20 protein-coding genes and 1 pseudogene are annotated in these 24,361 nt (G+C 39.1%); 9 read left to right on the top strand and 12 right to left on the bottom strand.

The genetic code is table 11. From position 1 onward, the window contains the following. The first annotated feature begins 54 nt into the window (after positions 1-54). The gene (locus ABH902_RS11145; protein ID WP_404590793.1) at positions 55-1,494 is read left to right on the top strand and encodes a DUF1958 domain-containing protein; all 1,440 of its coding nucleotides are present in this window, start codon (positions 55-57) and stop codon (positions 1,492-1,494) included. Positions 1,495-1,590: 96 nt separating this feature from the next. Here ABH902_RS11145 and ABH902_RS11150 read toward each other — a convergent pair whose 3' ends face one another. From ABH902_RS11150 to ABH902_RS11165, 4 genes are all read right to left on the bottom strand, one after another. After that, the gene (locus tag ABH902_RS11150; protein WP_404590794.1) at positions 1,591-1,878 is read right to left on the bottom strand and encodes a hypothetical protein; all 288 of its coding nucleotides are present in this window, start codon (positions 1,876-1,878) and stop codon (positions 1,591-1,593) included. Between the two features lie 71 nt (positions 1,879-1,949). Beyond that, complete coding sequence (locus ABH902_RS11155) at positions 1,950-2,834, bottom strand: YicC/YloC family endoribonuclease (RefSeq protein WP_404590795.1); 885 nt, start codon at positions 2,832-2,834, stop codon at positions 1,950-1,952. 16 nt (positions 2,835-2,850) lie between these two features. Beyond that, complete coding sequence (locus ABH902_RS11160) at positions 2,851-3,069, bottom strand: YdbC family protein (RefSeq protein WP_404590796.1); 219 nt, start codon at positions 3,067-3,069, stop codon at positions 2,851-2,853. Further along, positions 3,069-4,757 carry a patatin-like phospholipase family protein gene (locus ABH902_RS11165; protein ID WP_404590797.1) on the bottom strand — a complete coding sequence of 563 codons (1,689 nt, stop codon included), beginning with the start codon at positions 4,755-4,757 and terminating at the stop codon, positions 3,069-3,071. Before ABH902_RS11165 ends, ABH902_RS11160 begins: the two co-directional genes overlap by 1 nt. Positions 4,758-5,235: 478 nt before the next feature. Here ABH902_RS11165 and ABH902_RS11170 point away from each other — a divergent pair, with 478 nt between their 5' ends. Further along, positions 5,236-6,645, top strand: a complete 1,410-nt coding sequence (locus ABH902_RS11170; RefSeq protein ID WP_404590798.1) for a DUF1958 domain-containing protein — start codon at positions 5,236-5,238, stop codon at positions 6,643-6,645. Positions 6,646-6,702: 57 nt separating this feature from the next. On the opposite strand, the gene pgsA is transcribed toward ABH902_RS11170, so the two are convergent. The 4 genes from pgsA to yfmF form a co-directional block, all read right to left on the bottom strand. Next, positions 6,703-7,281 carry a CDP-diacylglycerol--glycerol-3-phosphate 3-phosphatidyltransferase gene (gene pgsA / locus ABH902_RS11175; protein ID WP_404590799.1) on the bottom strand — a complete coding sequence of 193 codons (579 nt, stop codon included), beginning with the start codon at positions 7,279-7,281 and terminating at the stop codon, positions 6,703-6,705. A gap of 179 nt (positions 7,282-7,460) precedes the next feature. Further along, the gene (locus ABH902_RS11180) at positions 7,461-8,414 is read right to left on the bottom strand and encodes a helix-turn-helix domain-containing protein (RefSeq protein WP_404590800.1); all 954 of its coding nucleotides are present in this window, start codon (positions 8,412-8,414) and stop codon (positions 7,461-7,463) included. A 404-nt stretch (positions 8,415-8,818) separates the two neighbouring features. Beyond that, entirely contained in the window at positions 8,819-10,111 is a 1,293-nt protein-coding gene (gene yfmH / locus ABH902_RS11185) for an EF-P 5-aminopentanol modification-associated protein YfmH (protein ID WP_404590801.1), read from the bottom strand. After that, the gene (yfmF, locus tag ABH902_RS11190; RefSeq protein ID WP_404590802.1) at positions 10,104-11,372 is read right to left on the bottom strand and encodes an EF-P 5-aminopentanol modification-associated protein YfmF; all 1,269 of its coding nucleotides are present in this window, start codon (positions 11,370-11,372) and stop codon (positions 10,104-10,106) included. The genes yfmH and yfmF overlap by 8 nt, the downstream gene beginning before the upstream one ends. A gap of 201 nt (positions 11,373-11,573) precedes the next feature. Between yfmF and mscL the strand changes: the two genes are divergently transcribed. After that, complete coding sequence (mscL, locus tag ABH902_RS11195) at positions 11,574-12,020, top strand: large conductance mechanosensitive channel protein MscL (protein ID WP_404590803.1); 447 nt, start codon at positions 11,574-11,576, stop codon at positions 12,018-12,020. Positions 12,021-12,109: 89 nt separating this feature from the next. On the opposite strand, the gene ABH902_RS11200 is transcribed toward mscL, so the two are convergent. Genes ABH902_RS11200 through treR form a run of 3 tightly spaced genes read right to left on the bottom strand, consistent with a single transcriptional unit; the run spans position 12,110 to position 13,794 of the window. Next, entirely contained in the window at positions 12,110-12,556 is a 447-nt protein-coding gene (locus ABH902_RS11200) for an NUDIX hydrolase (RefSeq protein ID WP_404590804.1), read from the bottom strand. A gap of 34 nt (positions 12,557-12,590) precedes the next feature. After that, complete coding sequence (locus tag ABH902_RS11205; RefSeq protein WP_404590805.1) at positions 12,591-13,025, bottom strand: GNAT family N-acetyltransferase; 435 nt, start codon at positions 13,023-13,025, stop codon at positions 12,591-12,593. A 55-nt stretch (positions 13,026-13,080) separates the two neighbouring features. Continuing rightward, positions 13,081-13,794, bottom strand: coding sequence for a trehalose operon repressor (gene treR, locus ABH902_RS11210; RefSeq protein ID WP_404590806.1), 714 nt, complete (start codon positions 13,792-13,794; stop codon positions 13,081-13,083). Positions 13,795-13,955: 161 nt separating this feature from the next. Between treR and ABH902_RS11215 the strand changes: the two are divergent. Next, a pseudogene (locus ABH902_RS11215) lies at positions 13,956-16,696 on the top strand (glycoside hydrolase family 65 protein). A gap of 19 nt (positions 16,697-16,715) precedes the next feature. Next, a complete protein-coding gene (gene pgmB / locus ABH902_RS11220; protein ID WP_404590807.1) occupies positions 16,716-17,366 on the top strand; it encodes a beta-phosphoglucomutase in 651 nt (216 codons plus the stop codon). A gap of 375 nt (positions 17,367-17,741) precedes the next feature. On the opposite strand, the gene ABH902_RS11225 is transcribed toward pgmB, so the two are convergent. Further along, positions 17,742-18,671, bottom strand: coding sequence for an ETX/MTX2 family pore-forming toxin (locus ABH902_RS11225; protein ID WP_404590808.1), 930 nt, complete (start codon positions 18,669-18,671; stop codon positions 17,742-17,744). A 208-nt stretch (positions 18,672-18,879) separates the two neighbouring features. Here ABH902_RS11225 and ABH902_RS11230 point away from each other — a divergent pair, with 208 nt between their 5' ends. From ABH902_RS11230 to celB, 4 genes are all read left to right on the top strand, one after another. After that, positions 18,880-20,376: a helix-turn-helix domain-containing protein gene (locus tag ABH902_RS11230; protein ID WP_404590809.1), complete on the top strand. Its 1,497-nt coding sequence runs from the start codon at positions 18,880-18,882 to the stop codon at positions 20,374-20,376. Between the two features lie 96 nt (positions 20,377-20,472). Then, positions 20,473-21,252 carry a DeoR/GlpR family DNA-binding transcription regulator gene (locus tag ABH902_RS11235; RefSeq protein ID WP_404590810.1) on the top strand — a complete coding sequence of 260 codons (780 nt, stop codon included), beginning with the start codon at positions 20,473-20,475 and terminating at the stop codon, positions 21,250-21,252. A gap of 153 nt (positions 21,253-21,405) precedes the next feature. Then, complete coding sequence (locus ABH902_RS11240; RefSeq protein ID WP_404590811.1) at positions 21,406-22,797, top strand: glycoside hydrolase family 1 protein; 1,392 nt, start codon at positions 21,406-21,408, stop codon at positions 22,795-22,797. A 15-nt stretch (positions 22,798-22,812) separates the two neighbouring features. Then, the gene (gene celB / locus ABH902_RS11245; RefSeq protein WP_404590812.1) at positions 22,813-24,156 is read left to right on the top strand and encodes a PTS cellobiose transporter subunit IIC; all 1,344 of its coding nucleotides are present in this window, start codon (positions 22,813-22,815) and stop codon (positions 24,154-24,156) included. The last annotated feature ends 205 nt before the right edge of the window (positions 24,157-24,361 follow it).

Consider the following 24,361-nt stretch of genomic DNA (forward strand, 5'->3'; position numbering starts at 1 on the left):
TTTTCGTACATAGCTTCTTTACATACTGTATTAAAAATGAAGGGATTTAGGTATATGTTCAGAAAAAAATATTTTAGGAAAGTAGTCCTGTTTTTAGCTGCTGCTTGCTTATCATTGGGAAGCTTTGCCGCCGTCAGCCATGCGGAAGAAGACATATTGACATTTTCCAAAGAAACCGATTTTCCAGTAAAAAAAGAGTATTTGCCAAAATCTTCTATCGTAATCGATGGCAACACTGGTCAGGTTTTGTGGTCTGATCAGCCTGACTTGCAATGGAGTCCAGCCAGTATTGCTAAAGTGATGACCTTATATCTAGCATTTGAAGCGATGGAGCAAGGAAAATTCACCTTGGATACCACCATTACTGCCAATGAAAAATACCAAAGCATTTCTCAAATTTATGCGTTAAGCAACAATAACATCACTGCCGGCGTTGAATATCCTATGCGCGAGCTATTTTCCATGATGGTGGTCCCTTCTTCAAATGTAGCAACACTAATGGTTGCTAATTTAGTTTCAGATAATGACGAAGCAGCCTTTATTAAGAAAATGAACGACAAAGCCGCTGAATTAGGAATGACAAATACAACCTATTACAATTGCAGCGGTGCCCAAGTCAGTGCGTTTGACGGCTACTATGCACCAAAGGATATTGATCCTAATGGCGACAACAAATCGACAGCTAGAGATTTGGCGATTTTAACGTATCATCTTATTAAAAATTATCCTGAGGTTTTAACCTTCACCAATGAACCTGTCGTAACCACCATGAAGAATACGCCTCACGCTGAAACATTTGAAACTTACAATTATTCACTTCCAGGCGCTAAATATGGCTATGACGGCGTGGATGGCTTAAAAACAGGTTCCAGTCCAAGTGGCGGTTTTAATTATATTGCAACAGCCAAAAAAGGGAAGCAACGTCTTATAGAAGTGGTTTTAGGCGTTGGCGACTGGAGCGATCAAGAAGGTGAATATGAACGACATGTAGCAGGAAATGCGATTTTAGATCATGTTTTTTCGACTTATGAATACAAAAAATTATTACCTAAAGGAAAACACACCGTTAATGAAGAAACCATTGACCTAGAAAAGGATTTCTATGGCCTTGTCAAAAAATCCAGCACGCCCGACTTCAAGCTAAATGACGGACAGTTAACTTTAGCTAGCGAATACGGTCAGGTTTCTGAAAAGATTGCAGCACCAAGCGTTGCTTATCAAATAACAAAAAAATTGCCACTGACCAGAAAGCCGCAGGAAAAAACAAAAAAGAAAATAAAGTCCCAAAAGAAGGATTCTCACTACCTGCTGAGTCTATTGTTGACTGTTCTAGGTGTCGTAGCGTTGATTCTATCACAAACTTTAAAACGTCCTGTCATAGAAGTCCGCCGCAGAAGCGTCAGCAAACGCAGAGGTACTGCCTTGACACGCGTATTGACTGTTTTAGGCTTTGGCTTGTTTCTGGCAGCTCTAGGGATTTTACTCTTTTTATAAATTGATAATACTAAAATGAGGAGACCGCCAAAAGTTGTCGTTTTCACGGACAACTTTTGTGGTCACCTCAAAAGTAAAAAATCAATTCTGTTCTTTTTAAAAGCCCATATTAGACAAGGTATTTACCACACCCATAAGTTCATCATGACGCTTAATTTGCTTATCGACCGGACCGTCTACTTCCTCCGCATCCACACGCACAACAAAACGACGATTTAACGTGATATAAGTAGCTTCGTTCACTCGAATCTTCAATTCATTTTCAGTGAATGACTCGCAGGCATCCTCCCATACGTCAAAGGGTTCTTTATCTGAAACGATTTGTCTTTTTATGACAGATTTCCCGCTTAGCTCATGGAAGGTTACATCATAATATTTTGGCATAATTAGTCACCTCTTTGTTTTCTTCTCTTTTATTATAACTTGAAAGAGGTAAATCACCAATTAATTACTATTTATTCCACATTTTGGATCTGCTCACGAATTTTTTCAAGAATCGTTTTCATCTGTACGACAAGATTTTTGATTGTAATCGGGCTTGATTTAGAACCGATCGTATTTACTTCCCGATTCATTTCCTGAATCAGAAAATCCAACTCCCGCCCGACAGGTGTCGTTTGAACCAGCAGATCCTCTAATTTAGCTATATGAATGGCTAAACGGTCCAATTCCTCATGGATGTCGCCTTTTTCAAGCAAGATAACCATCTCCGTTAATAAACGCGCTTCATCAACCTGACTGCCTAGCCATTCATTCAGCTTCGCTTCAAATTTTTCACGATAATCTTTTTCATATTCCGCAACAAAGGACGTAATCTCCGTAGTTAACTGAGTAAAATCCTGACAATACGCAAGCAGTACCTGTTGAATTTTTTCCCCTTCAATTTGACGACTGCGATCTACTTTTTTTACTGCTTCTTGGACCGTTTCCAACAAAAAATCGCCGAAAACTTCGTCTACTTCCTGCTTTTCTGTCACTTCAACATACTCTGAATGATTCACTAAGTTTTGAACAACCTGCGCCGGATCAAGCTGCGCCTGCGGATAGTTGGCCGCCAGCTCCTGCTGCATCTCACGAATCAGCGGATGAATTAAATCCCAGTGAATCTGCACTTCTTTGTTGGGGCTGCCGTTTTTTTGAATAGTAATATACACTTCAATTCTGCCACGCTGCAAGGTTTCTTTCATCACTTGGCGAATCGCCATTTCATAAGGATTTGCCTCTTTAGGCATCCGCAGCTGAAGGTCTAAAAAACGTTGATTGACGCTTTTAATTTCTACATCTATTTGGTACGTTTCATTTAAAAAGGCTGCTTTACCAAAGCCAGTCATACTTTTCATCGACAGGGTGTCCTTTCTACATAGATTTTATTGCTTCTGATAGTTGAGCAAATTCTTCGTTGGTTAACGTGATGCCTTTTCCCATTTTTTCATGGTTTGGCGCCCATTCCCGCAAGTCAAACTTTGGCGGACGACCATTCCAGCTTACTAAATTGAATTCCTTGCGCCAGCCCTTGACGCTTTCTGATAATACAGCTATTTCTTTAACGATTTCGTATGAAAATTCTTGTGCCATTATTCCTTCACTCCTTGTTGTATGAATTCTTTCATTAAAATTTGTAATGTTTGTACCGGCAGCTTATCCATTAAAAAGACTAAGCGTTGCTGCTTGTCTTCTAGATCTGCGTTCAATAAATGACTCAACAATAATAACTGCTGTTTATCTGAAAGTAAAAAGTAATCATCATAATACTTTTTCAGCCATTCCTGAACAGAAATCATGCCGAGTGTATCAGTCAGCGGCGTTTGCAGCTGTTGTTTTCGTTGCAGCTGTTCGATCAGCTCTTGAATTGTGTATAGCTTGGCAGCAGAAAGTTCATTGCTTTTGGCTAGCAGTTCAAGTAAAGCTAAACCAAGTGTTTCAGTGTACACCCTGTCTTTATATAATTTACGCATTTTTTTATAGATTTTATTTTGCTGTTTAAAAACTTGTCCAATTTTTATTTGGTAATTTTCTTTCAGAAAGCGAAAAAAAGACTGTTGAAATTCTTTTAAGCTATCCGCTGATTCATCAAAGGTATACCAATAGCCCAGATATTTGTGTCCGATTTTCTTCATTGCTTCTAAATATCCCAATTGAATATTTTGCATGGAACGCATACCGTCAAACAGCAGCACGTTGCCCATCGACCACGGCGTTTGCAAGAGGGAAAGACTCATTTCTCTGGGAACCTTCACAGATTTTGTAATCCCTGGGCCCTTTACATCAACAACAATACATTCAGTCGCACCGTGAGCACAAGCTAAATCCACCGGAATATTGTTACGATAGCCGCCATCTACAAAATAATGGCCGTCAATCCGAGCAGCAGCCATCGCCGGGAAAAAAGAGGCGGAAGCCAACAACCAGCTTTGCCACTGATCGGGACACTCACTAAAACGAACAACCTTTTCCGTCATACCGGGCAGCTCTGTAACCGCCAAATAAAAATCAAGCGGACTTTGCTGCATTTTTTCAAGTGAAAATGTGTCTTTAATTAATTGCTGCAGCGGCTGTGTAGATACACCTCTTGATTGAATCGCCGCTAAAGTAAAGGCACTGATCTGATTTAACAGACCGCCAAACGTATCCGCTGAATTGTTCGCTACCGGAAAAGAAAGAATTTTTTCCGTTGTGATTTTTTCCCACATCTCTTTGGCTGCGTCAAAATCATCCTGTAGAATCAACGCTCCGTTCAGTGCACCAACGGATGTTCCTGTAATTAGCGTGATAGGAATCTCCAGCTCTTTCAAGGCCTGCCAAACACCAATCTGGTAGGCACCTCTAGCACCACCGCCACCCAGTACTAAAGCGGTATTGTAGCTCAGCTTTTTAACAAAAGTACTGTCCTCTCTAACATAGCCCTGCTTGCTGAAGCATTCCTGCAAATAGTTATTCAAAGGTTCAGAAAAAGCGAAGCGGATCTCACACTGAAATCGTTGTTTGTAAAAATATTCAATTCCTTGGAAAAATTTTGACCAGCTAATTTCTGCCGTTGAAGCAACAAAAGCATTAGTTACCTGTCCTTGCTCCACACAAAAAAAGAGTTGTGGCCGTTTTCCTTCATAAGCGACAAAAGCTGTGCCGTCATTGGATTGTACCTTTTCCAAAAAATGCAGTTTTGCTTGAGTATGACTAGGATAAAAAGGCAAAAGTAACTCTCCCTGATCGACATAAGCTGCAAATTTTTTCCATTGCGAGGCGAAGACCTGCTCCATTTTCATCCTAAAACACCTCCGTCCACTTAAGTATACCAAATTAATGTGAAAATTACTTTTTATTTAAAGTCATTAAAAAAAACTATAATTTTTCAGATTTTTCACGTAAAATGAAAGTAATATATTAAAAAAAGAAACAGATGTTGGTTAAAAAGGAGTATTTATGAGAATAATAGGAATCGATTTGGGAACTTCCAATAGTTTAGTTTCCTGCTGGGAGACAACGACAGACCATCGTTGACAGCAACATTCAAGTGTTTCGTTAATGCTGATAAAATTTATCAGCTTGACGCACGCAAATTCCCTCGGCAAAAGCAACTAAGTTTTTTATAAAAAAGAGGTATTCTCTGACAAGAAGCTGAAAAATTTGTTACAATACACTGACTGCCTTTCTGAAAATATGAAAAAGTTGTTTTCAATCAGCTTATTATGGCACTACTAAAAATATTTTAAAAGAACAAGATTAATTGCAAAGGATGTTCACATGAAGAAAAGATGTATGTTATTGAAATTCAGCGCATTATTATTATTTATCGGCTATTTTTCAAATTTATTTACGGCGGTAAACGCCTATGCGCAAGAAGATATTTTAACCATTACACAAAATGCCGGGTATGAAACCAGTGAGGCATATAGACCCAAAGCCTCCATCGTAATCTCGGCGGATACCGGGCAGGTGCTGTGGGAGGACAATCCCGATTTGAAATGGAATCCGGCAAGCATCGCTAAGCTAATGTCCGCATATCTCGTATTTGAAGCTATTAAAAATGGTCAATTTACATTAGATACAACTGTAAAAGCTAATGATAACGATCAAGCCATTTCGCAAATCTATGCGTTAAGTAACAACTCGATCGTTTCCGGCGTTGATTACCCAGTCCGCGATCTGCTTTACGCTACGCTGGTTCAATCCTCAAATGTAGCAACGGTTATGCTGTCCAATTTAGTCACAAACGGTGACGAAGCAAAGTTCATTCATATGATGAACGATAAAGCAAAAGAATTAGGTATGACGAATACCACTTTTTACAATTGCAGCGGAGCTGAAACAAGCTCTTTTAATGGCTATTACAGCCCGCAAGGCATTGACCAAACCGCAGATAATAGTTCAACCGCACGTGATTTAGCTATTTTATCTTATCATTTATTAAAGAATTATCCTGAGACTACTACTTATACAAGTCCGACACAAATGACAATCATGGAAAACACGCCTTACGCTGAAACTTTGGAAAATCACAACTACTCATTGCCGGGCCTAGCCTATGGCTATGAAGGCGCAGATGGTTTAAAAACAGGGTCTAGTCCAAGCGGCGGCTTTAATTATGCAGCGACGGCCAAGCGTGGAGACACCCGTCTAATTGAAATTGTATTAGGAGTGGGAAACTGGGATGATCAGACAGGCGAACTACAGCGCCACGCCTTTGGTAACGCCATTTTTGATCGTGCTTTTGCGACTTATGAATACAAAAAGCTGTTGACTGCAGGAAAACAAACAATTAATCAGGACAAGCTGACGCTGGAGCAGGACTTTTATGCGTTAATTCAAAAAAATACGACACCCGCATTTACCCTTAATGCAGGCAAGCTATCGATCGACAGTGGACTGACCCAAGTATCACCGACTATCCCGGCACCCAGCGCAAACTATCAACTGTCTAAGCAGGAAGTAATTAAGCAAGCCTTAACCGGTCAAAGTCAAAATAAAAGCTGGGTTTCTACCTTCTTTTTTAACGGCTTATTATTTATTTTAGGTTTTCTATTTTTAGCTTTGGCTAAATTGTTAACAAAAGAGAAAAAACGATTTAATCCCTTAATAGCAATTGGAATTATTTTACTCCTTCTAGGACTCGGCGCAGCAGTGTGGAGTATGATCAGCGGTCCTTGGATTTAACAAAAAAATCTGATTTTCTACTCTTTAGGAGTGAAAATCAGATTTTTTTATTACGCTTTACATTGAGCCTTTAAACACACTTGCATTTTTGACGAAGTAATCTACGCCAGAATAAATTGTGAACAGCAAGCATAGATACAGCATTATTTGATCCAATGGCAGCCCAATAGCCACAAAGGGAATATTATTGATAAATAATAGAATAATGGCAACCATTTGTGTTGCTGTTTTCACTTTTCCCGGCCAAGCCGCAGCCATTACTTCGCCGCCCTCAACTAAGAGCAAACGCAAGCCAGTAACTGCCAGTTCCCGACAAATGATAATCGCAACAACCCAAGCCGGTGCTTTGTGTTGACCAACTAAAACAATAAATGCTGTCATTACCAGCATCTTGTCTGCTAAAGGATCGGCAAACTTACCGAAGTTAGTCACCAAGTTTCTTGCTCGGGCAATTTTACCGTCCAGCCAGTCTGTAATACTCGCAACAGCAAAAATAATCGCTCCCACTAATTGGGTAATGGCTAAGCTTGTACCAAACACGCTGATACTGCCCCAATCCATTGGTACACTCACCACGATAATAAATAACGGGATCATAAAAATTCTAATAACGGTTAACTTATTTGGTAGATTCACTAATTGTTACCCCTCTCTTCTCCTATATATTTTACGTTATCTAATAAGAACTGTCACGAAAAAAGACAGACTTTCTGTACAACAAATTTTTTTCAAGAAATAAGTGAGAAAAGTAGCCGCTTTACTCATAAAATAGCCGCTATTTTTCTCACTTATAATTATCATTTTGTTCGTATAAACTACTGCGCTACTGGTTGAGATGTCTCAGATGACTCAGAAGTCTCTGCTGTCTGGGCATAAGCAAAGGTCATATTAATGTTTCTAGGACCAATACCTGAATTATTCGGGTTAAATGTTGCATTTTGACCGTTTACTTTAAAGGTCATATACTCAGAAGCGCCTAAGCTAATAACTATTTGAGTAGTTCCTTCCGGGATGTCGACAGACTTAGGGGCTCCCGGCTGAATCGTTTCCTGAAAGAAGTAGCCATTATCATTATTAGCTGCTGTAGCAATGTATACGCCTACCCAACAAGAACCCGTTGTAGCTGTAAATTCCAGTTTTGCAGGATTTGTAACATTTGCGGCACTCATATTTACCGTAGTACCTGATTCACCTAAAAACGTCACTTCAGCAGTTGGCGCAGGTTCAGACGACGAAGTTGTCGTTGTTGATTCTGTCGTCGTACTTGATGTCTGACTTGATTCAGTACTTCGCTCTTCAGAAGATTCAGATTCTGTGATGATTTCTGATGGAGGCGGTGTAATAATCGGACCAGCCTGACGATTTTGCCAAGTAATGTAAAATACAATAATTACGATAGCCAACCCAATCAGAGAAAAAACAATAGCAGGCAGGCTATGTGTAAATCGCTTAAATCCACTATTTTCATCATACATCTGCGTACGAGACTCGTCTAATGTCTCAAATTGAATCGCTGATTCTATATCCTCTTCTTCGTCTTTCCCATTATAAATATCAACTAATTCATTTCCATCTAAGCCAACCGCACTTGCATATTGACGAATAAACGCGCGCACATAAAAAGTGCCCGGCATAGAATCAAAATCATTTTCTTCAATCGCTATTAAGTAGCGTTTTTGTGTTTTCGTAATTTGCTGCAGTTCGTCTAATGACATATTTCGCTGCAGTCGTGCGTCTCTTAATTTTTTTCCAATATTTACGCTGGCCACTCGTCCATCTTCTCCAGTCTTTCTAATTTATCGGTAAGCACCTGCTTTACAGGTATTTTTCAAATTACTTTGAGTTCGTTTAATGTAATAACGCTCTATGTTATGAAAGATTTTCTTATGTATAATTAGCAGCAAACGCCTAGCATCTTGTTTGCTTAAAATTGCGTAAAAACAAACGAATTTACTGTCTCTAACCATTTAAGCATACCATAAAAAAATCCTGCTGAGGATAACATTTTTGAAAGTTTTCAACTAAATTAGAAACTTTTTTGATTTTCCCTACTTAATAGCTCTAAATATTATTAGCCGCCAATTACTTCTATCTAAAAACAAGGCGGGAACAAAAGCAAGCGATTTTCTGCCAGTGCTTTTGACCCCTGTGTTTTAATTGTCTAAGTTCACATTTATTTTTTAGGATACATATAAAAACGGCTCAACGCTTCTTTACGTATCAAGATCTCCGCTAAAGCTTTCACATCTGCCAATTCAATACTTTCAATAACCTCTGGTGTATCAAACAAGGTCGTTTCTCCATATAAAGATTGTGAGAACTGATTAGCGATGTATTCTAGAGAATTCAAGGATTGGAAATATTTCCCGATCATTTTTTTCTTTAAGAGAGAGAGATTTTCAGGAGTGATTTCTTTGCTCTGCTCCACATTTAAAAGAATTTCTTCGATACGCTCAGCTAATTTCTCAGGCTGATCGCTGTCTCCGCCAAAATCAGCAAAGTGGAAGCTGCGATCTAAGCTGAATTCATAACCAAAGCTGTCATCCAGCAGTCCTTCATTATACAAATCTAAATAATTTTGTGAGGTATTACCGAAAAGCAGCTGGAATAACAGATTCGCTGTTAACTTATATTTTAGTAGTTCTTTACCGTCTGTTGGTGCTTCGTCTAAGCCTTTTAGCCCGACAATTACTTTTGAACGACTAATCGCCATCTCAATAGAGCTTTCTTTAACAATATCCGCAGCTGTTTCTTCAGGAAATTTACGTTGAATCGGTTGTGCTTCAGCAAACGTTTTAGCCGCTTGATTTTCACGAATGAAGTCCATCATTTTTACAGGATCCATCTTACCTACTACAAACAAAGTCATATTGCTCGGATGATAAAAAGTGTTGTAGCATGTATATAAATCTTCTGCTGTAATATCGGCAATGCTTTCAACAGTCCCCGCAATATCAATATGCAACGGATGCTTAGGATATAAATTACCTAAAATTCCAAAGAATAAACGCCAGTTGGAATCATCCAGATACATTTGAATTTCCTGACCGATAATGCCTTTTTCTTTTTCTACAGTTTCTTCGGTAAAATAAGGTGCCTGTACAAAATCCAGTAAGGTTTTCAAATTCGTTTCCACTTGATCAGTGCTAGAAAAAAGATAACTGGTTTTCGTAAAGCTGGTGAAGGCGTTGGAAGAAGCGCCTTGCTTCCCAAATTGTTGGAACACATCACCCTCTTCTTTTTCAAACATTTTATGCTCTAAAAAGTGCGCGATGCCATCCGGGACTTCCACAAAGTCTTTTTGCCCTAACGGTACGAATTCATTATCAATAGAACCATAATTTGTCGTAAATAAACCGTATGTTTTGTTGTATTCCTTTTTAGGTAGTAAATAGACAGTCAAGCCGTTGTCCAATATTTCTGTATAAAGAACCTCTTTAATTTGTGGATATTCTTTTTTATGCATCGGTCTTCACTCCTTCCAAAAAGAAAATGGCCTGCAGCTGAATCCTCTTGGCCACACGTTGGACATCTGCTAGAGAAACGGCTTCTAAGCGGCGCAGCCATTCATCATCATCCAAACGTAAATGCGGGATTAAATCATCTAAATAGCGGTTTTCCAAAAGGGTTCCGGGATTATCCAATGAAAGTAAATAGTGATTTTTCAACATCGCTTTTGTTTGTTGAATTTCTAAATCTGTGACTTTTCCTAAACGGATATTTTCAAGTTCCGCTGCAATTAAATGAAGGACTTGGTTTCGGTTTTTCCCATCGATTCCTGTCTGAACATTTATCACTCCACGGAAGGTATCAAAGCTACTCGATGCATAATACGCTAAATTTTCCTTTTCACGGACATTCATAAATAGCTTAGAATGCGGAAATCCGCCAAAAATTCCGTTAAAAACTTGCAAAGCAAAATAGTTTTCATCGCCATAATACACATCTGTATGATAGCCTAGATTTAATTTTGATTGGGCTAAAGGTTCTTGCTCTGACCGTTCTTTGATAACATTCGTTGCCGGCTGTGTGTAGAAAATATCCGCAATGCCCGCTTCACGATCGGTAAACGGCAGCGTGCTGAACAACGCGTTAACCTCTGCTTCTTCAACGTCACCTAAGACGAAAATATCTACTTGATCTTCCTGAATCATCTTTTGGTAATAGACGGCAATGCTTTCAGCCGTTTCTTTAGCTAAATCAGCAGCTGTCCCAAAGCTTGGCACACGTTGATCTTCAGAGCGCTCAAAATAAAGACTCTGTAGCGCCAAGGCAGAATACGTCTGCTTGTCTTCTGATACGCTCTCGTAATAAGCATTTAAATTTTCTTTTTCGCGCTGGAAGGTTTCCTGATCAAATTTACCAGCCGTAATATTCGGATAAAATAAGATCTCTTTGACAAAATCAACTGCGTCTTTTAGTACATGACTATTTTCCAAATACTTGTCGTTAACCAAATTCATCGACAGATTTAACCAATGTAGATTTCCTTTTTTGTTTACGTTAATCCCAAAACTGGCGCCGTATAATTCTGCGAGTTTCTCACTTAATTTTACCTGATCGGGATAGTTCAAGCTGTTAGTTTCCAATAAACTGGATAAAAGCGTACGCTTAGTAATGGTTTCTTTATTTAAACGTGTATTAAACCGAACTAAAATCCGGACAGTTTTATATTTTTCAGTTGGGACAACGTGTAAGTTGACTCCTTGTGCTAGTGCAATCGGCATCTTGTCAGCTCCTCTGTGATTTCATCATAATAAAGACCAGCATTTATTACAATCCTCTGGTCATTTTTAAATGTTTTTTTAAAGTTTCGTATCTATTTAATTATAGCATAGCTTACTACTCTTTCCTTTATGTAAGAGTCTTTCATTTTAAAATTTTTGTATTTTTCTGTATACTAAATGGTGAGAAAGGGAGGTCAACTAATGATTAAAGAATTTAAAGAGTTTATTATGCGCGGTAGCGTACTTGATTTAGCCGTTGGGGTCGTTATTGGTTCTGCTTTTACGGCAATTGTTACAAAAGTCGTAGAGGGATTAATCACACCCTTAGTCAGCTTAGTCTTTGTTTTAACGACAGGCAAACAAAGTGCGGATGATGCTTTAGGTGCACTTGTTTTCCCGGTAAAAGGGGTTCAATTTAAAATCGGCGATGTTATTAGTGCCATTATCACTTTTTTAATCACGGCATTTGTCTTGTTTTTAATTGTAAAAGCAGCAAATAAATTTAAGAAAAAACCAGAGCCGGAAGCAGCCGAAGCAACACCTACCAGCGAAGAATATTTAGAACAAATTCGCGATTTGTTAGCGGCACAAAATCAGGCACAAGCAACAATCAAACACGAGCAAGTACCAAAAGAGCCAAAATTATAATAATAGAAGCGGCAAGCTTCATAGACTAAGAAATGAGTTTAAAGGTCGGAGACATTGTTATGTTCTTCGAGCTTTTTTTTGTTATGAATTTAGGCAATGGTTCCTTCTTTATTTATAATATGTAAAGGTGTTTCACTGCTTCCTAGCAGCTGTTTTAGCCCTGTCGGCTTTAGATGTACTATTTCTGTTAAGGGCTGCCATTGTGCTAAAACTGCTTCTTTTTGCAAAATCTGATCCTCTTTGCTTTTTGTCAGCTCGTAAACAAAAATAATCTGTTGGTGCCGCTGTTGCTTTAATTCGAAGTGATTTTCAATAATTGCCAGTAAACATCTGGGCTGAACTTGCAGATTCGTTTCTTCGTAAAATTCGCGAATAACCGCTGCTTCAGTCGTTTCCCCGATTTTAACAGCTCCGCCGGGAAGAGTCCTGGTGCCGTCCTCTTCAGTAGAAACTACAAAGCGCTCGCCATCAAGCAATAACCCGCACACTCTAACATCAAATCGTGTGTCGGCAATCGTTGTGCGAATATCTGTCATAACTCCCGACTCCCTTCATAATCGTGGATCACACCTAAGCTTGCTTTAACATGTCTACATGAGGAATCCCATCCTCCAAGTATACTTCTGATACTGGCTTAAAACCAAAGCTTCCATAAAAATCAGTCAGGTGCGCCTGCGCACCAATTTTAATCGGTCGCTGTGGATATTTTTCTGCTATGGCCTTCAAGGTTTCCGCAACTAGCTTGGCGCCTAAATTTCTTTTGCGATACTCGGCTTTAATTAACACTCTGCCAAAAGTGACCGCTGCACCAAGATCTATGATTCGTGTATAACCAATCAGCTCTGTTCCTTCTGTCAACCATGTATGCCATGCATTTTCATCCGCAGCATCTACTTCCTGATAAGGGCACTGTTGCTCCACTACAAAAACGGCAGTTCTTAATTTCACCACTTCATAAAATTCTTTTGTCGTCAATTCTGAAAAATGTTTTACCTGATAGTCCATACATTGCCCTCCTTTATTCCTGCAGCTACGTACAATTCCACTATTATCGTTGTAATTATGCTTTGCGGCGCCGAGCAAAATCGACAAATTTAAATTTATCCAACCGGTGTCTGGATTCTGTGTATTCAAAACAACGGGTATCCTCTAAACAAACCACACTGCGTACAACGACAACATGCGTATCCTTATCAAGTGTCATTAAACGCTGATCTGCTTCTGTGATTGGTTCCACTGTAATTTCTTTTTGCGCATAACTAATCGCTAGACCTAAATCATTTTCAAAGTAATCATAAATCGAATCTTCCGCTCGCTCTTTGGGCAACTCTTCTATGATCTCTTTCAGCAAGTAATCAATGTCCACAATCACCACTTCTCCATCAATCTCGCGTTGACGGACTAATCGCCAAATCGGCGCATTTTTGGTCCAGCCAGTCAGCTGAGCCAAAGATTCACTGACCTGATCCTCTGCCAATTCCACGACTCTTGTTATACTTTGCATTTTTTGAGCCTGCTGCAGTTCTTTATAGCTAATTACGCCTGAAATCGGCAAATCAAACTTTCTAACATTTAAAACAATGGAGCCTTTTCCTTGTTTTTTCTGAATGTAGCCAGCATTAATTAACAAATTCAAGGCTTTACGAATCGTTTCACGTGAAACTGAATATTGTTCGACTAGTTGATTCTCACTTGGTAAAAGTGTTCCGGGCTGATAAACCCCTTCAAGAATTCCTTTTTCCAATTCTAAAAAAATATCATGAAATTTATTCAATGTCATCCCTCCGCACTAGGATATTTACTGAAAATGATAGCATATTCTCCCTTAAAAAAATAGCTCTCTCCCTAACCATACAGCGACACCTAATTGATTTTTACCACTTCGCACTTGTATTTACAAGACATCCATACTATAATGAAAACGAAAACATCAACATGTCTATACAAGTTAAAAATATAGTCAGGAGCTTACGATGATGAATTATTTACAATTTGACCTCACCGCAACAGCATTACATGTTACTGAAAAACCGCAAACAAACAAAGCAGCACTGGCACTCTCTTTTTCAGATTTTTCCTTACCACAGACAGCTGCTGCTTTAGCAAAACAGATTAAGGAACGCTTTCCTGCAGCAAGCGGCGGCATTTTTAAAGCAGTCCCTGCTGCTTTTTATCATGAAAACCCGCGGACAACTTTATTAAACACTAGCATAGAAAATCTGATAAAGGCTTTTTCGGAATTATTGAACATGCCGATTTTAACAGAAGCAGAATTAGCTTCAGATGATGAAGAAGCAGCCTTTTCAAAAAAATGGGAAGAACTGGTTTGGCACTTGGATTATTATGGCTACACGCCCGGAAAAGAAGAATATTCTGTTGAATCACTGCTGACGGTCGGCAATGGCTTCATGGGCTTACGCGGTACGACACCAGATATGACGCTTTCCAAAGAACACTATCCCGCTACTTATATCGCTGGTTTATATAACGAAGAAGAATCAGAAGTTGCAGGACAACTCGTTGCCAACGAAGACTTTGTTAACACACCGGATAATCAAGCGATCTTCATTAAAATCGGTGAAAACGGTGATTGGTTAACTTTAGATCAGGCTAATTTGCTGCAGCTGCACCGAAACTTGGATTTAAAAGCCGGTTTGTTCACCTCTACTATGATTATTGAAGACAAACAACAACAGATCCAACTGACCGCTTATAAGCTGGTTAATATGGCTAAAATGAACAACTACAGCATCAAATACATTATCAAACCTTTAAACTTTACAGACAAAATCACAGTAAAAACCTTATCGGACGCTTCTGTTTATAACTATAACGTAGAGAGATACCGCAATCTGACCGCCAAGCATTTTCATGTGACACAAATTCAAGCTCAGCAGGCAGATTCGTTTATCGAAGTCGAAACCAATCAGTCTAATATACGGATTCGCCAAACCGCAGCCATCAGCGGCGACTTCTTTACAGCAGAAGCTGTGAAATCAATCGTTGAAACGGAGCGAATTAGTCAGATCGTTGCCTTTACAGCCGAAAAACAGCAGGAGTACACCTTGGAAAAGCATGTACAAGTCCAAGCCTCCATCGCTGAAGCAAGCTGGCAACAGCCGAGTGCTAAAGCGCAAGCCTTTGACAAAGAATTAGCACAAAGTAAACAAGCCTGGCAAGCCTTATGGACCAAAGCAGACATACAGCTATCCGGCGATCTAATGTCGCAAAAACTGCTACGTACGCACATCTATCACCTGCTGGTCTCCGCTTCTCCATTCAGTAATAATGAGCTGGATGTATCCGTGACAGCACGCGGACTTCATGGTGAAGCCTATCGCGGTCATATTTTCTGGGATGAAATCTTTATATTGCCGTTTTATATTTTGCATTTTCCGGAAACTGCCAAGCAGCTTCTAATGTATCGCTACAACCGCTTGGAAAAGGCGAAAAAAAATGCGGCGGAAAGTCATTACGAAGGAGCTATGTTCCCTTGGCAGTCAGGACTGGACGGCAGTGAAGACACACAAAAGCTGCACTTAAATCCCTTAAATGGAGAATGGGGCGAAGATCACAGTATCTTACAACGACACGTCTCACTGGCCATCGCCTATAATGTCTGGATGTATTGGCATAACACAGATGACGACTCATTTATGAAAAACTATGGTGCTGAAATGCTGCTGGAAATCGCCAACTTCTGGCGGAGTGCAGCCACCTATGATGCAGCCGCCAAACGCTATTACATCGATAAAGTCATGGGACCAGATGAATTTCATGAAGCTTACCCGAATAGCACGGAAAGCGGACTAAAAAATAATGCCTATACTAATCTGATGGTAGTCTGGCTCTTTGAAGAACTTGAAAATATCCTCTCACTATTAAGTACGCAGGAAAAAGCGAATTTATTGTCAAAAACTGGAATTACTTCAAAAAATTTGGAAACGATGAAGGATATTCGTAAACACTTAACGATTGAAGTCAGCGACGAAGGCATCATTGCACAATATGAAGGCTATTTTGACTTAAAAGAAATCGACTGGGAACAAGCGAAAGCCAAGTACGGCAATATCTATCGGATGGATCGGATTTTGAAAGCCGAAGGGCAATCGCCGGATGATTATAAAGTCGCCAAGCAAGCAGATACACTAATGCTGTTTTACAATTTGAACAAAGAAAAAATCGACGAAATTTTAACAGATCTTGGCTATGAGTTACCGCAGGATTATTTAGAAAAGAACCTTTTGTACTATTTAAAGCGTACCTCTCACGGTTCTACTCTTTCCAGAATTGTCCATGCCCAGTTAGCCGAGGAAGTCGCTCATCACGAACTATCCTGGCAATTGTATCAAGAAGCTCTATATTCTGACTATCAGGATATTCAAGGCGGTACGACAGCTGAAGGCATTCATACGGGTGTAATGGCAGCCACTATTTATGTCACACTGACGACTTATGCCGGCGTTGAGCTTAAACAAAAACAGCTTTCTATTAAGCCAAACTTACCACAGCACTGGACAGATATGACGTTTACATTAGAGCATAAAGGTGTGCACTATCACTTAAGGATCACCAAAGAATGCGTACAAATTCAGCCTTCTAAAGACACCACTGTTCTGGTAAACAATCAGCTTCACTCATTAACTGCACAGACTACTACAACGATTAACTACTAAAAAAGATAGGAGCCTATATATGAAAAAAGGGTTTGTATTCGACTTAGACGGCGTCATTACTGATACTGCCAAATTTCACTACACTGCTTGGAGAAATTTAGCCGCCAGCTTAGACATCACGATTGATGAGGCGTTCAATGAAACACTAAAAGGAATCAGCCGAATGGATTCTTTAGATAGAATACTTTTATACGGACACAAGGAAAAAGACTATACGGCAGCAGAAAAAACACGTTTAGCTGAACAAAAAAATGACGAATATGTTAAGTTGCTGGCCAATCTTACGGAAGCTGATCTATTACCGGGCGTTCACGACTTTTTAGTGCAAACCAAAGCCCATTCGATTCCCTGTGCATTAGCCTCTGCTTCTAAAAACGCGCCGATGATTTTGCAAAAACTGGGCGTCCTTGATTATTTCGCTCATATCGTTGATCCGGAAAGTCTAAAAAAAGGCAAACCTGATCCGGAAATCTTTATCAAAGCAGCGGAAAGTATCCACATTGCGCCAGAAGAAGCGATCGGGTTTGAAGATGCTCAGGCAGGCATTGCCGGCATTAAAGCAGCGGGTATGTACGCAGTCGGAATTTCAGCGACGGAAAAATTGGCAGGTGCGGATTTGCAGGTGGCTTCCATGACTGATGTAACGGTGGAACAGCTGCTAAAGGTATGATGCCATAATAAAATATGATCCGCCAACAAGCTGTTACTTCGAATCACGTCCTAGATTACTAATACAAATTAAAACGCAACCTCTATCCAAAAAGGATAAGGTTGCGACCGTAGCCTGTAGCAACAAACTACTGGGGAATTTGATCAGGAATTCAATAATTAATTTTTATTCTTTTCCTCTTAACTAATCGTAGGAAAGATGTCGGGGCAAACATATATGAGGCTATAGCCCTCATGCATGTTTGTCCCGATCTCTTTTACATAAATTTAGACGATTACTCTACTAAGTAACTACATGAAATTTATTGAGCAATTATTTTTTTCCTTCCCCAAGTAAAAAACTACTCTTTTCGCTTTTTATAAATTTGTTGGTTCTTTACTGTTTGTTGCCAGTTATTTCCGCAGGTACGGTTAATTCTTTAACAAGTTTTTTCTTTGTTAATAAACTTCTGCCTTTAACATTTTGAACTTCATAGACTTTTACTTTAAAGTTAGTCCCATATTCTGCTTCAAAGGTGCCGGTACCTTTAGCGACAATCGAGTTGTCCTCTTCCAAAATCAGGTTAGGTGCTGCCGACGCATTACGTGTTCTTAATTGTCTTAAAGCTTCACCTACTTTGACTGTTGGATAATTAACGGTATTAGATGTGATGATCCGTCCGTAACATTCTCTGAAATCAGGTGAAATACGGCTATTTAGTGAGATTGTTCCTTTAGCTTTGCCGATTTCTAAAGACTGCTCTACGATATAGGTGGTGTGAGCGGGAACATTAAATGTTTGTGACGGCGAAACATACGTTATTTTTTCACTTTTCGTGTCAGTAGCAGTGTTGGAAAAATTATATTCAGCAGATGCAGTCATTGAGCCACTTACAAAAGGAAAATTCATAGTAGCGGTAGCTGAATATCCTAATTTTACTCCATGCGTTGTTGCCGTGCTCAATGAATTGGCATATTCTTTGGCAACCGAATCTGTCGTCAGCGGTTGTTCTTTACTGGTCGAATTTTCTAGCGTTTTTGTTCCTGCTGTCAAAGATTTACTTTGGCCCATTTCTACTTTATCCAACGAAGCCCAATTTTCACTATATTCACCTAAATTATTTAAATAATAACTATCATTTCGAATGATCCAATTTAAATTAAAGGCGGAATTCGTCAATTGATGATAGGTTTTTCCATAATCTTTTGCAACACTTTCCAATTCCTTCTTTACATCAATCTCTTGAGCAGATGCTGCATAAGCCGGAAGTGAACTACCCAATACCGCACCAAGAATACCAAGACTAACTACTACTTTCTTTAACATATAAAGCCTCCTTCTAATTTAATTGTACTTTTTTCCCATAATCATGATTACTATTTTTCATACCCTCGCGAGATACTTATCATACTATAATCACGAGCAGTTAGATTCTCTAATTTGGAAATAAAAAAGAAATATATTGCTAAACCCAACCTTTTTAGTATAATATATCTTACAAATAACAATTTAAAGATGACAGAAGGTGTTCATAATGTATGATTTATTTTCAAACAAAGGACAACAGCGAAAACGAGAGCTTTTCATTGAATTGTATAATTCACAAGGGTTGACTCTTTCTGAATTAAGTCAATTATGCAAACTTTCATTGGCCGCCACCAAAAAGTACATAGATCAGTTGAATCAAGAACTGGCTTTACTTGGACTAAAAGGGACAATCCGTAAAAAAGCGAATCATCAATATTATTGCTCCAAACCATTGCCGTCTTTTACAGAGATGAATAAAAAGCTGATTTTTTTGTACGCCCAACATTCTGTTTCTTTTCAAATATGCCAATTATTAATAAAATTAGACGATATTTCCATTACTGCTCTTTCATTAAAGCTGAATATTTCTGTTTCACATGCGTATCGTTCAATTCATCAATTGAATGAAAAACTTGAACGTTTTAATCTTCAAGTGAAAAATAATCATAAAAATTTGTTGGAGTTTGAAGGACAGGAGATTGACATTCGCATATTCATATTTCAGTTTTTGACTACTTGTATTCCAAGTGACTGCTGGCTTTTTCCTTCTATCCCTAAAAGCAGGCTACGTTATGAATTGCAGGCGCTATTTCCCGAAAGTGCGTTAGATAGTGTCAATATATTCGACTTCCTTTCTTATTTCGCTATTATCAAAAAGCGAATCAGCAAGAGAAAATTTTTGGCTCAAAGAACACCAAAGTCACTGGATATATTAAGCTATTATACATTTTTATCTGAAGCAGAGTTTAAGAACTGTCATTTTTTTAATGCCCTCTTTTTCGAAACAAACGCGGCTGAAATCGAAACACTTTACATCAGCTTTTTTGTCCGCATTCTTTTCCCAAATATGATTTCCCAAGAAAAAATTCTTTCAAGCGGCAAGAAGCTAAGTCAATCGAAAGAAGCAATGACCGCTTTTTTTGTTAGCCTCCTGCACTCATTTAAGGAAACGTTTGCCGCAAATATGCCGCAAAGTCATTACTATAAGCTTTTGTACGAATGCGTTCTTATTTACAACCTGCCCATTTTGATTAATACCAATGTGCATTATGTTTGGAATATTGAGGTCATCACTCTTAAAACCATGACAGTTGATGATCAGTTAATGGCAAAAATTGTTCATTTTTTAGTTACCTCTATAGAAAGATGCCAAGTAAAAACCTTCGACAAAACTTTCTTTTATGAAAATCAATTCGATTATCTTGCAAACTTACTCTATTTAGAAGCCGCTATGTTTATGCAGATTTCCATTACTATTTGTTTGGATTTAGGCCGAGATATTGTGACAAAAAAGTTCATCAAAAATCGCCTGCAATCCTTTTTTAACAACGAATTAATTCGCTTTACTGATGATGTCACCCATGCCGATTTAATGATCAGCGATGCCGCTGCCTACAACACCTCTGCACTACCGACTATTTTCGTTAAAAATCTGCTGGATAATTACTTATGGAGGAACATTCTACGAACCATTCATGAGCTGATCTTGAAAAAAACGCCGTAAATATAGGCTTTTTTCTCAAAATTTGCGAAAAATAGCTGTATTTCCAGCCATAACTTGACTATACTATAATCAAAATTATCCGAGATTGGAGCAATAATGAAAGTAAGTCAAGGGGATGTCTTTAGAAGAAGAGAGCAGCTTATTGAAAAATTGAAGGAGCAGGAACGGTTGAGTGTAAATGAATTGGCTGCTTATTTTAAGGTGTCAGCGGTAACGATCCGACGTGATTTATTGTTTTTGGAAAAAAAGAAAATGATTGAGCGCTATTATGGCGGTGTTCGTCTGCTTTCACCTCAAAAACGCGCTACTTACCGTCAAGTAGAAATAGCCACTTTTCCTATTAAGGCGCTTGTAGAAAAGCTAGCGCCACTTTTGCATTCCGGCAAGCAGCTATTTGTTGGAGCAGGTCATTTCTCAGCTGAGCTTCTTTATGCGTTGTTGCCGTATGATATTTGTATTTTAACCAATGATGCCAGAGCATTTTCACTCACCCGTCCAAACCAAAAAGCTATTATTTCTATTTGCGGTGGGGAGCTTGAAAAAGATACACAAGCATTAGTAGGTGATTTTGCCATTCATTCTTTCAACAAGGTTACCGCGGATTACTGCATTATTGAAGCAGAGGGCTTTAATACGCATGAGGTGTCAACCAAAACCTTGAATGAATCGCTCGTCTATCGAACAATGCGTCAGCATACAGACGGACTGAAATTCGTTTACACGCCAGCTTGTAATTTAGAAACGGTCAGTGATTTTATGATTGATCGAACCTTTTTATTTGATCGTTTGTATACAGACGAAGCTATACCAGACAGTGTTTTGGCATTGTATCAGGCAAATAAGATTACTGTAGAGCGGTTAATCGATTATAATTGAATATCGCACTGTTTTAAACAAAAAGCAGACGTTGATTGAACTGTTCATAAAAATACTTTCATGAACAGTTCTTTTCATTGTATTGAAAATTCTTTTGGCTTCACTTATTCTAAATGCAAGAAAACGCTTTACAAAGCGAGATAGGAGAAACAAATGACACACAGATTTCCAGATAATTTTTTATGGGGGGCATCGATTTCCGCTCATCAAACAGAAGGGGCTTATCAAAGTGATGGCAAGGGGCTTAGCGTGCAAGACACTCGTCAGCGTGATAATCATGAGATCGCTGATTTTACAGTAGCTGTCGATCACTATCATCGCTATAAGGAGGATATTCGCTTATTGGCAGAAATGGGGATCAAGATTTTTCGATTCTCCATTGCCTGGACAAGAATTTTTCCTAATGGACGCGGTGAGGTAAACGAAGCAGGCTTACAGCATTACAGCGATGTGATTGACGAATTGCTAAAGTATAATATACAGCCTTACATCACCCTGAATCACTTTGATTTGCCGCAAGCCTTAGAAGAGGAAGGCGGCTGGAGCGCACGCACTACGGTGGATGCTTTTGTAACTTACGCTGAAACAGTCTTTAGTGCCTATGGCGATCGCGCAAAAAATTGGCTGACAATCAATGAGCCGAATATTATGCTGCTGGTTGATAAAAAAATCTTAGGAAAGGAAATTCCGCTACAGGAAAAATATCAACAGTTTCATCACTTAATGATTGCCGAAAAATATGCCTTCAAACGATGTCACGAACTAATTGACGACGGCAAAATTGGACCGGTGCCGAATATTTCTCTTGTGTATCCAGCTACCAGCAAGCCTTTGGACAATCAGGCAGCCCTTTATTTTAATAGTGTAAGGAACTGGGCTTATCTGGATTTTTCTTGCTTTGGCCTCTATAACGCAGTGTTTAAAGATTATTTAAAACGCAAGAATGTCAAAATTACCTTTGCTCCGGAAGATCAAGAATTGATGGAAAATCATTTCCCGGATTTTGTAGCGATGAACTTTTATACGACAGTGACTGTCGAAAAACCAACGCAAAAAGACGGCATGGCAAACGGCATCAGCGATCAGCAGAGTGAAGACATCATGGAGTGGGGCTTTTACAAAGGCTTTACCAACCCATATCTGCAAAAAAATGAATTCAACTGGACGATCGATCCTGATGGACTGAAAACAACCCTGCAAACCTTGTACGACCGCTATCATTTACCCATTATTATTACCGAAAACGGCTTAGGCGCTAAGGATGAGCTAACGGAAGCCGGACAGGTACACGACACATACCGTATTAATTATTTACAGCAACATATCGAACAGTGTCAGCAAGCAATTGAAGCCGGCGTTGATTTAATCGGGTACAGCCCCTGGTCTGCGATCGATTTAATCAGTGTTCATGAAGGTATCAGTAAGCGTTACGGTTTTATTTATGTAGATCGGACGGAGCATGATGAAAAAACACTGGCTAGACATAAAAAAGACAGTTTCTATTGGTACCAAAGCTTAATTAAAACAAATCAGCTACCTTCATAAGGAAAGGAGAAAAAAATGAATAAAGTATTTACATTTTTAGAAACAAAGTTGATGCCGCCTCTGAACAAAGTAGCCAATCTGCGCTTTATCCGAGCGATTATGCAGGCCGGGATTATTACGGTCCCCTTTACGATTGTTGGGTCGATTTTTCTGATTATTAACAATTTACCGCAAATTATACCGCCGCTTGCTCCTTTTTTTGAGCAAACACTTTTAAAATTTGCGCCGATTTATAACGTAGGCACAACCATGTCGATCGGTTCTATTGCCATTTTTTATTGCTTAGCAACAGCTTATTATTTAACGGACATTTACCGAAAAGAAGAGCATGCCGGCTTGAGCAGCTTTGTCGGAGCGATTTTGGGGCTGTTTGCCTTTTTAATGACGATTGTGCAGACAGATATCGTGGACGGCAGTGCGCAGCTTGTTCAAAATCAAAGTGAAACAGCCATTACTTATAACGGCGTAGCACTTGGTGGCTGGGTTACACGCTTTGGCGGCGTGGGGATTTTTATCGGGATTATTACGGCTGTGTTAGCGGTTCAAATTTATCGTTTATGTGTGAAGAAGAATATTACTATTCGGATGCCAGAAGGTGTACCTGATGGTGTCAGTAAAGCCTTCGCTTCTTTAATTCCAGCGATTTTCATTGCTTTCGTGATGCTAATTATTAACACCAGCTTAGCTGCTTTCCATACAGACTTACATGGGTTATTATCAAAACCGTTTGAATTTGTAAAAGATCTAACTGGTTCTTGGTTAGGAATTATCGTTATTATGCTGCTTATTCATTTATTGTGGGCTGTTGGGGTTCATGGAACAGCCGTCATTAAAAACAGCTTTATTAACCCTATTTTATTGGTGGCTTTAACAGAAAATATCGACGGTGGCAAGAATATTTTCGCTGGTGACTTTGTTAATATGTACATCTTTATTGGCGGAGCGGGAAGTACATTAGGCTTGGTATTACTAATGATCTTTGCTGCAAAATCAGATCAGCTGAAGGTATTGGGGAAAGCGGCGATTTTACCGGGACTATTTAATATTAATGAACCCGTTATTTTCGGGGCGCCCATTGTCTATAATCCGTACTTGATCATCCCCTTCATTATAACGCCATTAATCAATGTCACTGTCGCCTACTTTGCAACTTCCTGGGGCTTAGTGAGTAAAGTAATCACCGGAATTCCTTGGATTTCGCCAGTTGGTATTGGCGCCTTTCTTGGAACCGGCGGCGATTTCCGAGCTGTGTTGATCGGCTTTATTAATCTGGCTATCTCTATTGCCTGCTATTATCCATTTTTCAAGATGTATGATGGAAAATTGTATGCAGAGCAAACCACAGCAACAGAAAAATAAAAAATGTTTCAGAACTATTGGGTAACGCCAAAGTTAACGAATGTGAGACAAAAGTAAAGAACACTTTTGCCGCACCACGAATAAACGGCGGGAACAGAAGCAGCCCCTTCGGAAATAAGCTAAAATCCACAAAAATTTAAAAAACAATTTTCGTGAATTTCTTCTTATTTCTCAGGGCTTAGCACTTCTGACCCGACCTTGTTTT

The organism is Enterococcus sp. UD-01, from assembly GCF_044909655.1.
Classification (GTDB): domain Bacteria; phylum Bacillota; class Bacilli; order Lactobacillales; family Enterococcaceae; genus Enterococcus_L.

Bases quoted from the DNA above. Each gene is read 5' to 3' on its own strand.
- ABH902_RS11170 (WP_404590798.1), top strand. From the start codon at position 5,236: ATGAAGAAAAGATGTATGTTATTGAAATTCAGCGCATTATTATTATTT.
- ABH902_RS11205 (WP_404590805.1), bottom strand. From the start codon at position 13,025: ATGGACTATCAGGTAAAACATTTTTCAGAATTGACGACAAAAGAATTT.
- yfmH (WP_404590801.1), bottom strand. From the start codon at position 10,111: ATGCATAAAAAAGAATATCCACAAATTAAAGAGGTTCTTTATACAGAA.
- yfmF (WP_404590802.1), bottom strand. From the start codon at position 11,372: ATGCCGATTGCACTAGCACAAGGAGTCAACTTACACGTTGTCCCAACT.
- ABH902_RS11160 (WP_404590796.1), bottom strand. From the start codon at position 3,069: ATGGCACAAGAATTTTCATACGAAATCGTTAAAGAAATAGCTGTATTA.
- mscL (WP_404590803.1), top strand. From the start codon at position 11,574: ATGATTAAAGAATTTAAAGAGTTTATTATGCGCGGTAGCGTACTTGAT.
- ABH902_RS11155 (WP_404590795.1), bottom strand. From the start codon at position 2,834: ATGAAAAGTATGACTGGCTTTGGTAAAGCAGCCTTTTTAAATGAAACG.
- ABH902_RS11150 (WP_404590794.1), bottom strand. From the start codon at position 1,878: ATGCCAAAATATTATGATGTAACCTTCCATGAGCTAAGCGGGAAATCT.
- ABH902_RS11200 (WP_404590804.1), bottom strand. From the start codon at position 12,556: ATGACAGATATTCGCACAACGATTGCCGACACACGATTTGATGTTAGA.
- celB (WP_404590812.1), top strand. From the start codon at position 22,813: ATGAATAAAGTATTTACATTTTTAGAAACAAAGTTGATGCCGCCTCTG.
- ABH902_RS11145 (WP_404590793.1), top strand. From the start codon at position 55: ATGTTCAGAAAAAAATATTTTAGGAAAGTAGTCCTGTTTTTAGCTGCT.
- ABH902_RS11225 (WP_404590808.1), bottom strand. From the start codon at position 18,671: ATGTTAAAGAAAGTAGTAGTTAGTCTTGGTATTCTTGGTGCGGTATTG.
- ABH902_RS11165 (WP_404590797.1), bottom strand. From the start codon at position 4,757: ATGAAAATGGAGCAGGTCTTCGCCTCGCAATGGAAAAAATTTGCAGCT.
- ABH902_RS11230 (WP_404590809.1), top strand. From the start codon at position 18,880: ATGTATGATTTATTTTCAAACAAAGGACAACAGCGAAAACGAGAGCTT.
- ABH902_RS11235 (WP_404590810.1), top strand. From the start codon at position 20,473: ATGAAAGTAAGTCAAGGGGATGTCTTTAGAAGAAGAGAGCAGCTTATT.
- ABH902_RS11240 (WP_404590811.1), top strand. From the start codon at position 21,406: ATGACACACAGATTTCCAGATAATTTTTTATGGGGGGCATCGATTTCC.
- pgmB (WP_404590807.1), top strand. From the start codon at position 16,716: ATGAAAAAAGGGTTTGTATTCGACTTAGACGGCGTCATTACTGATACT.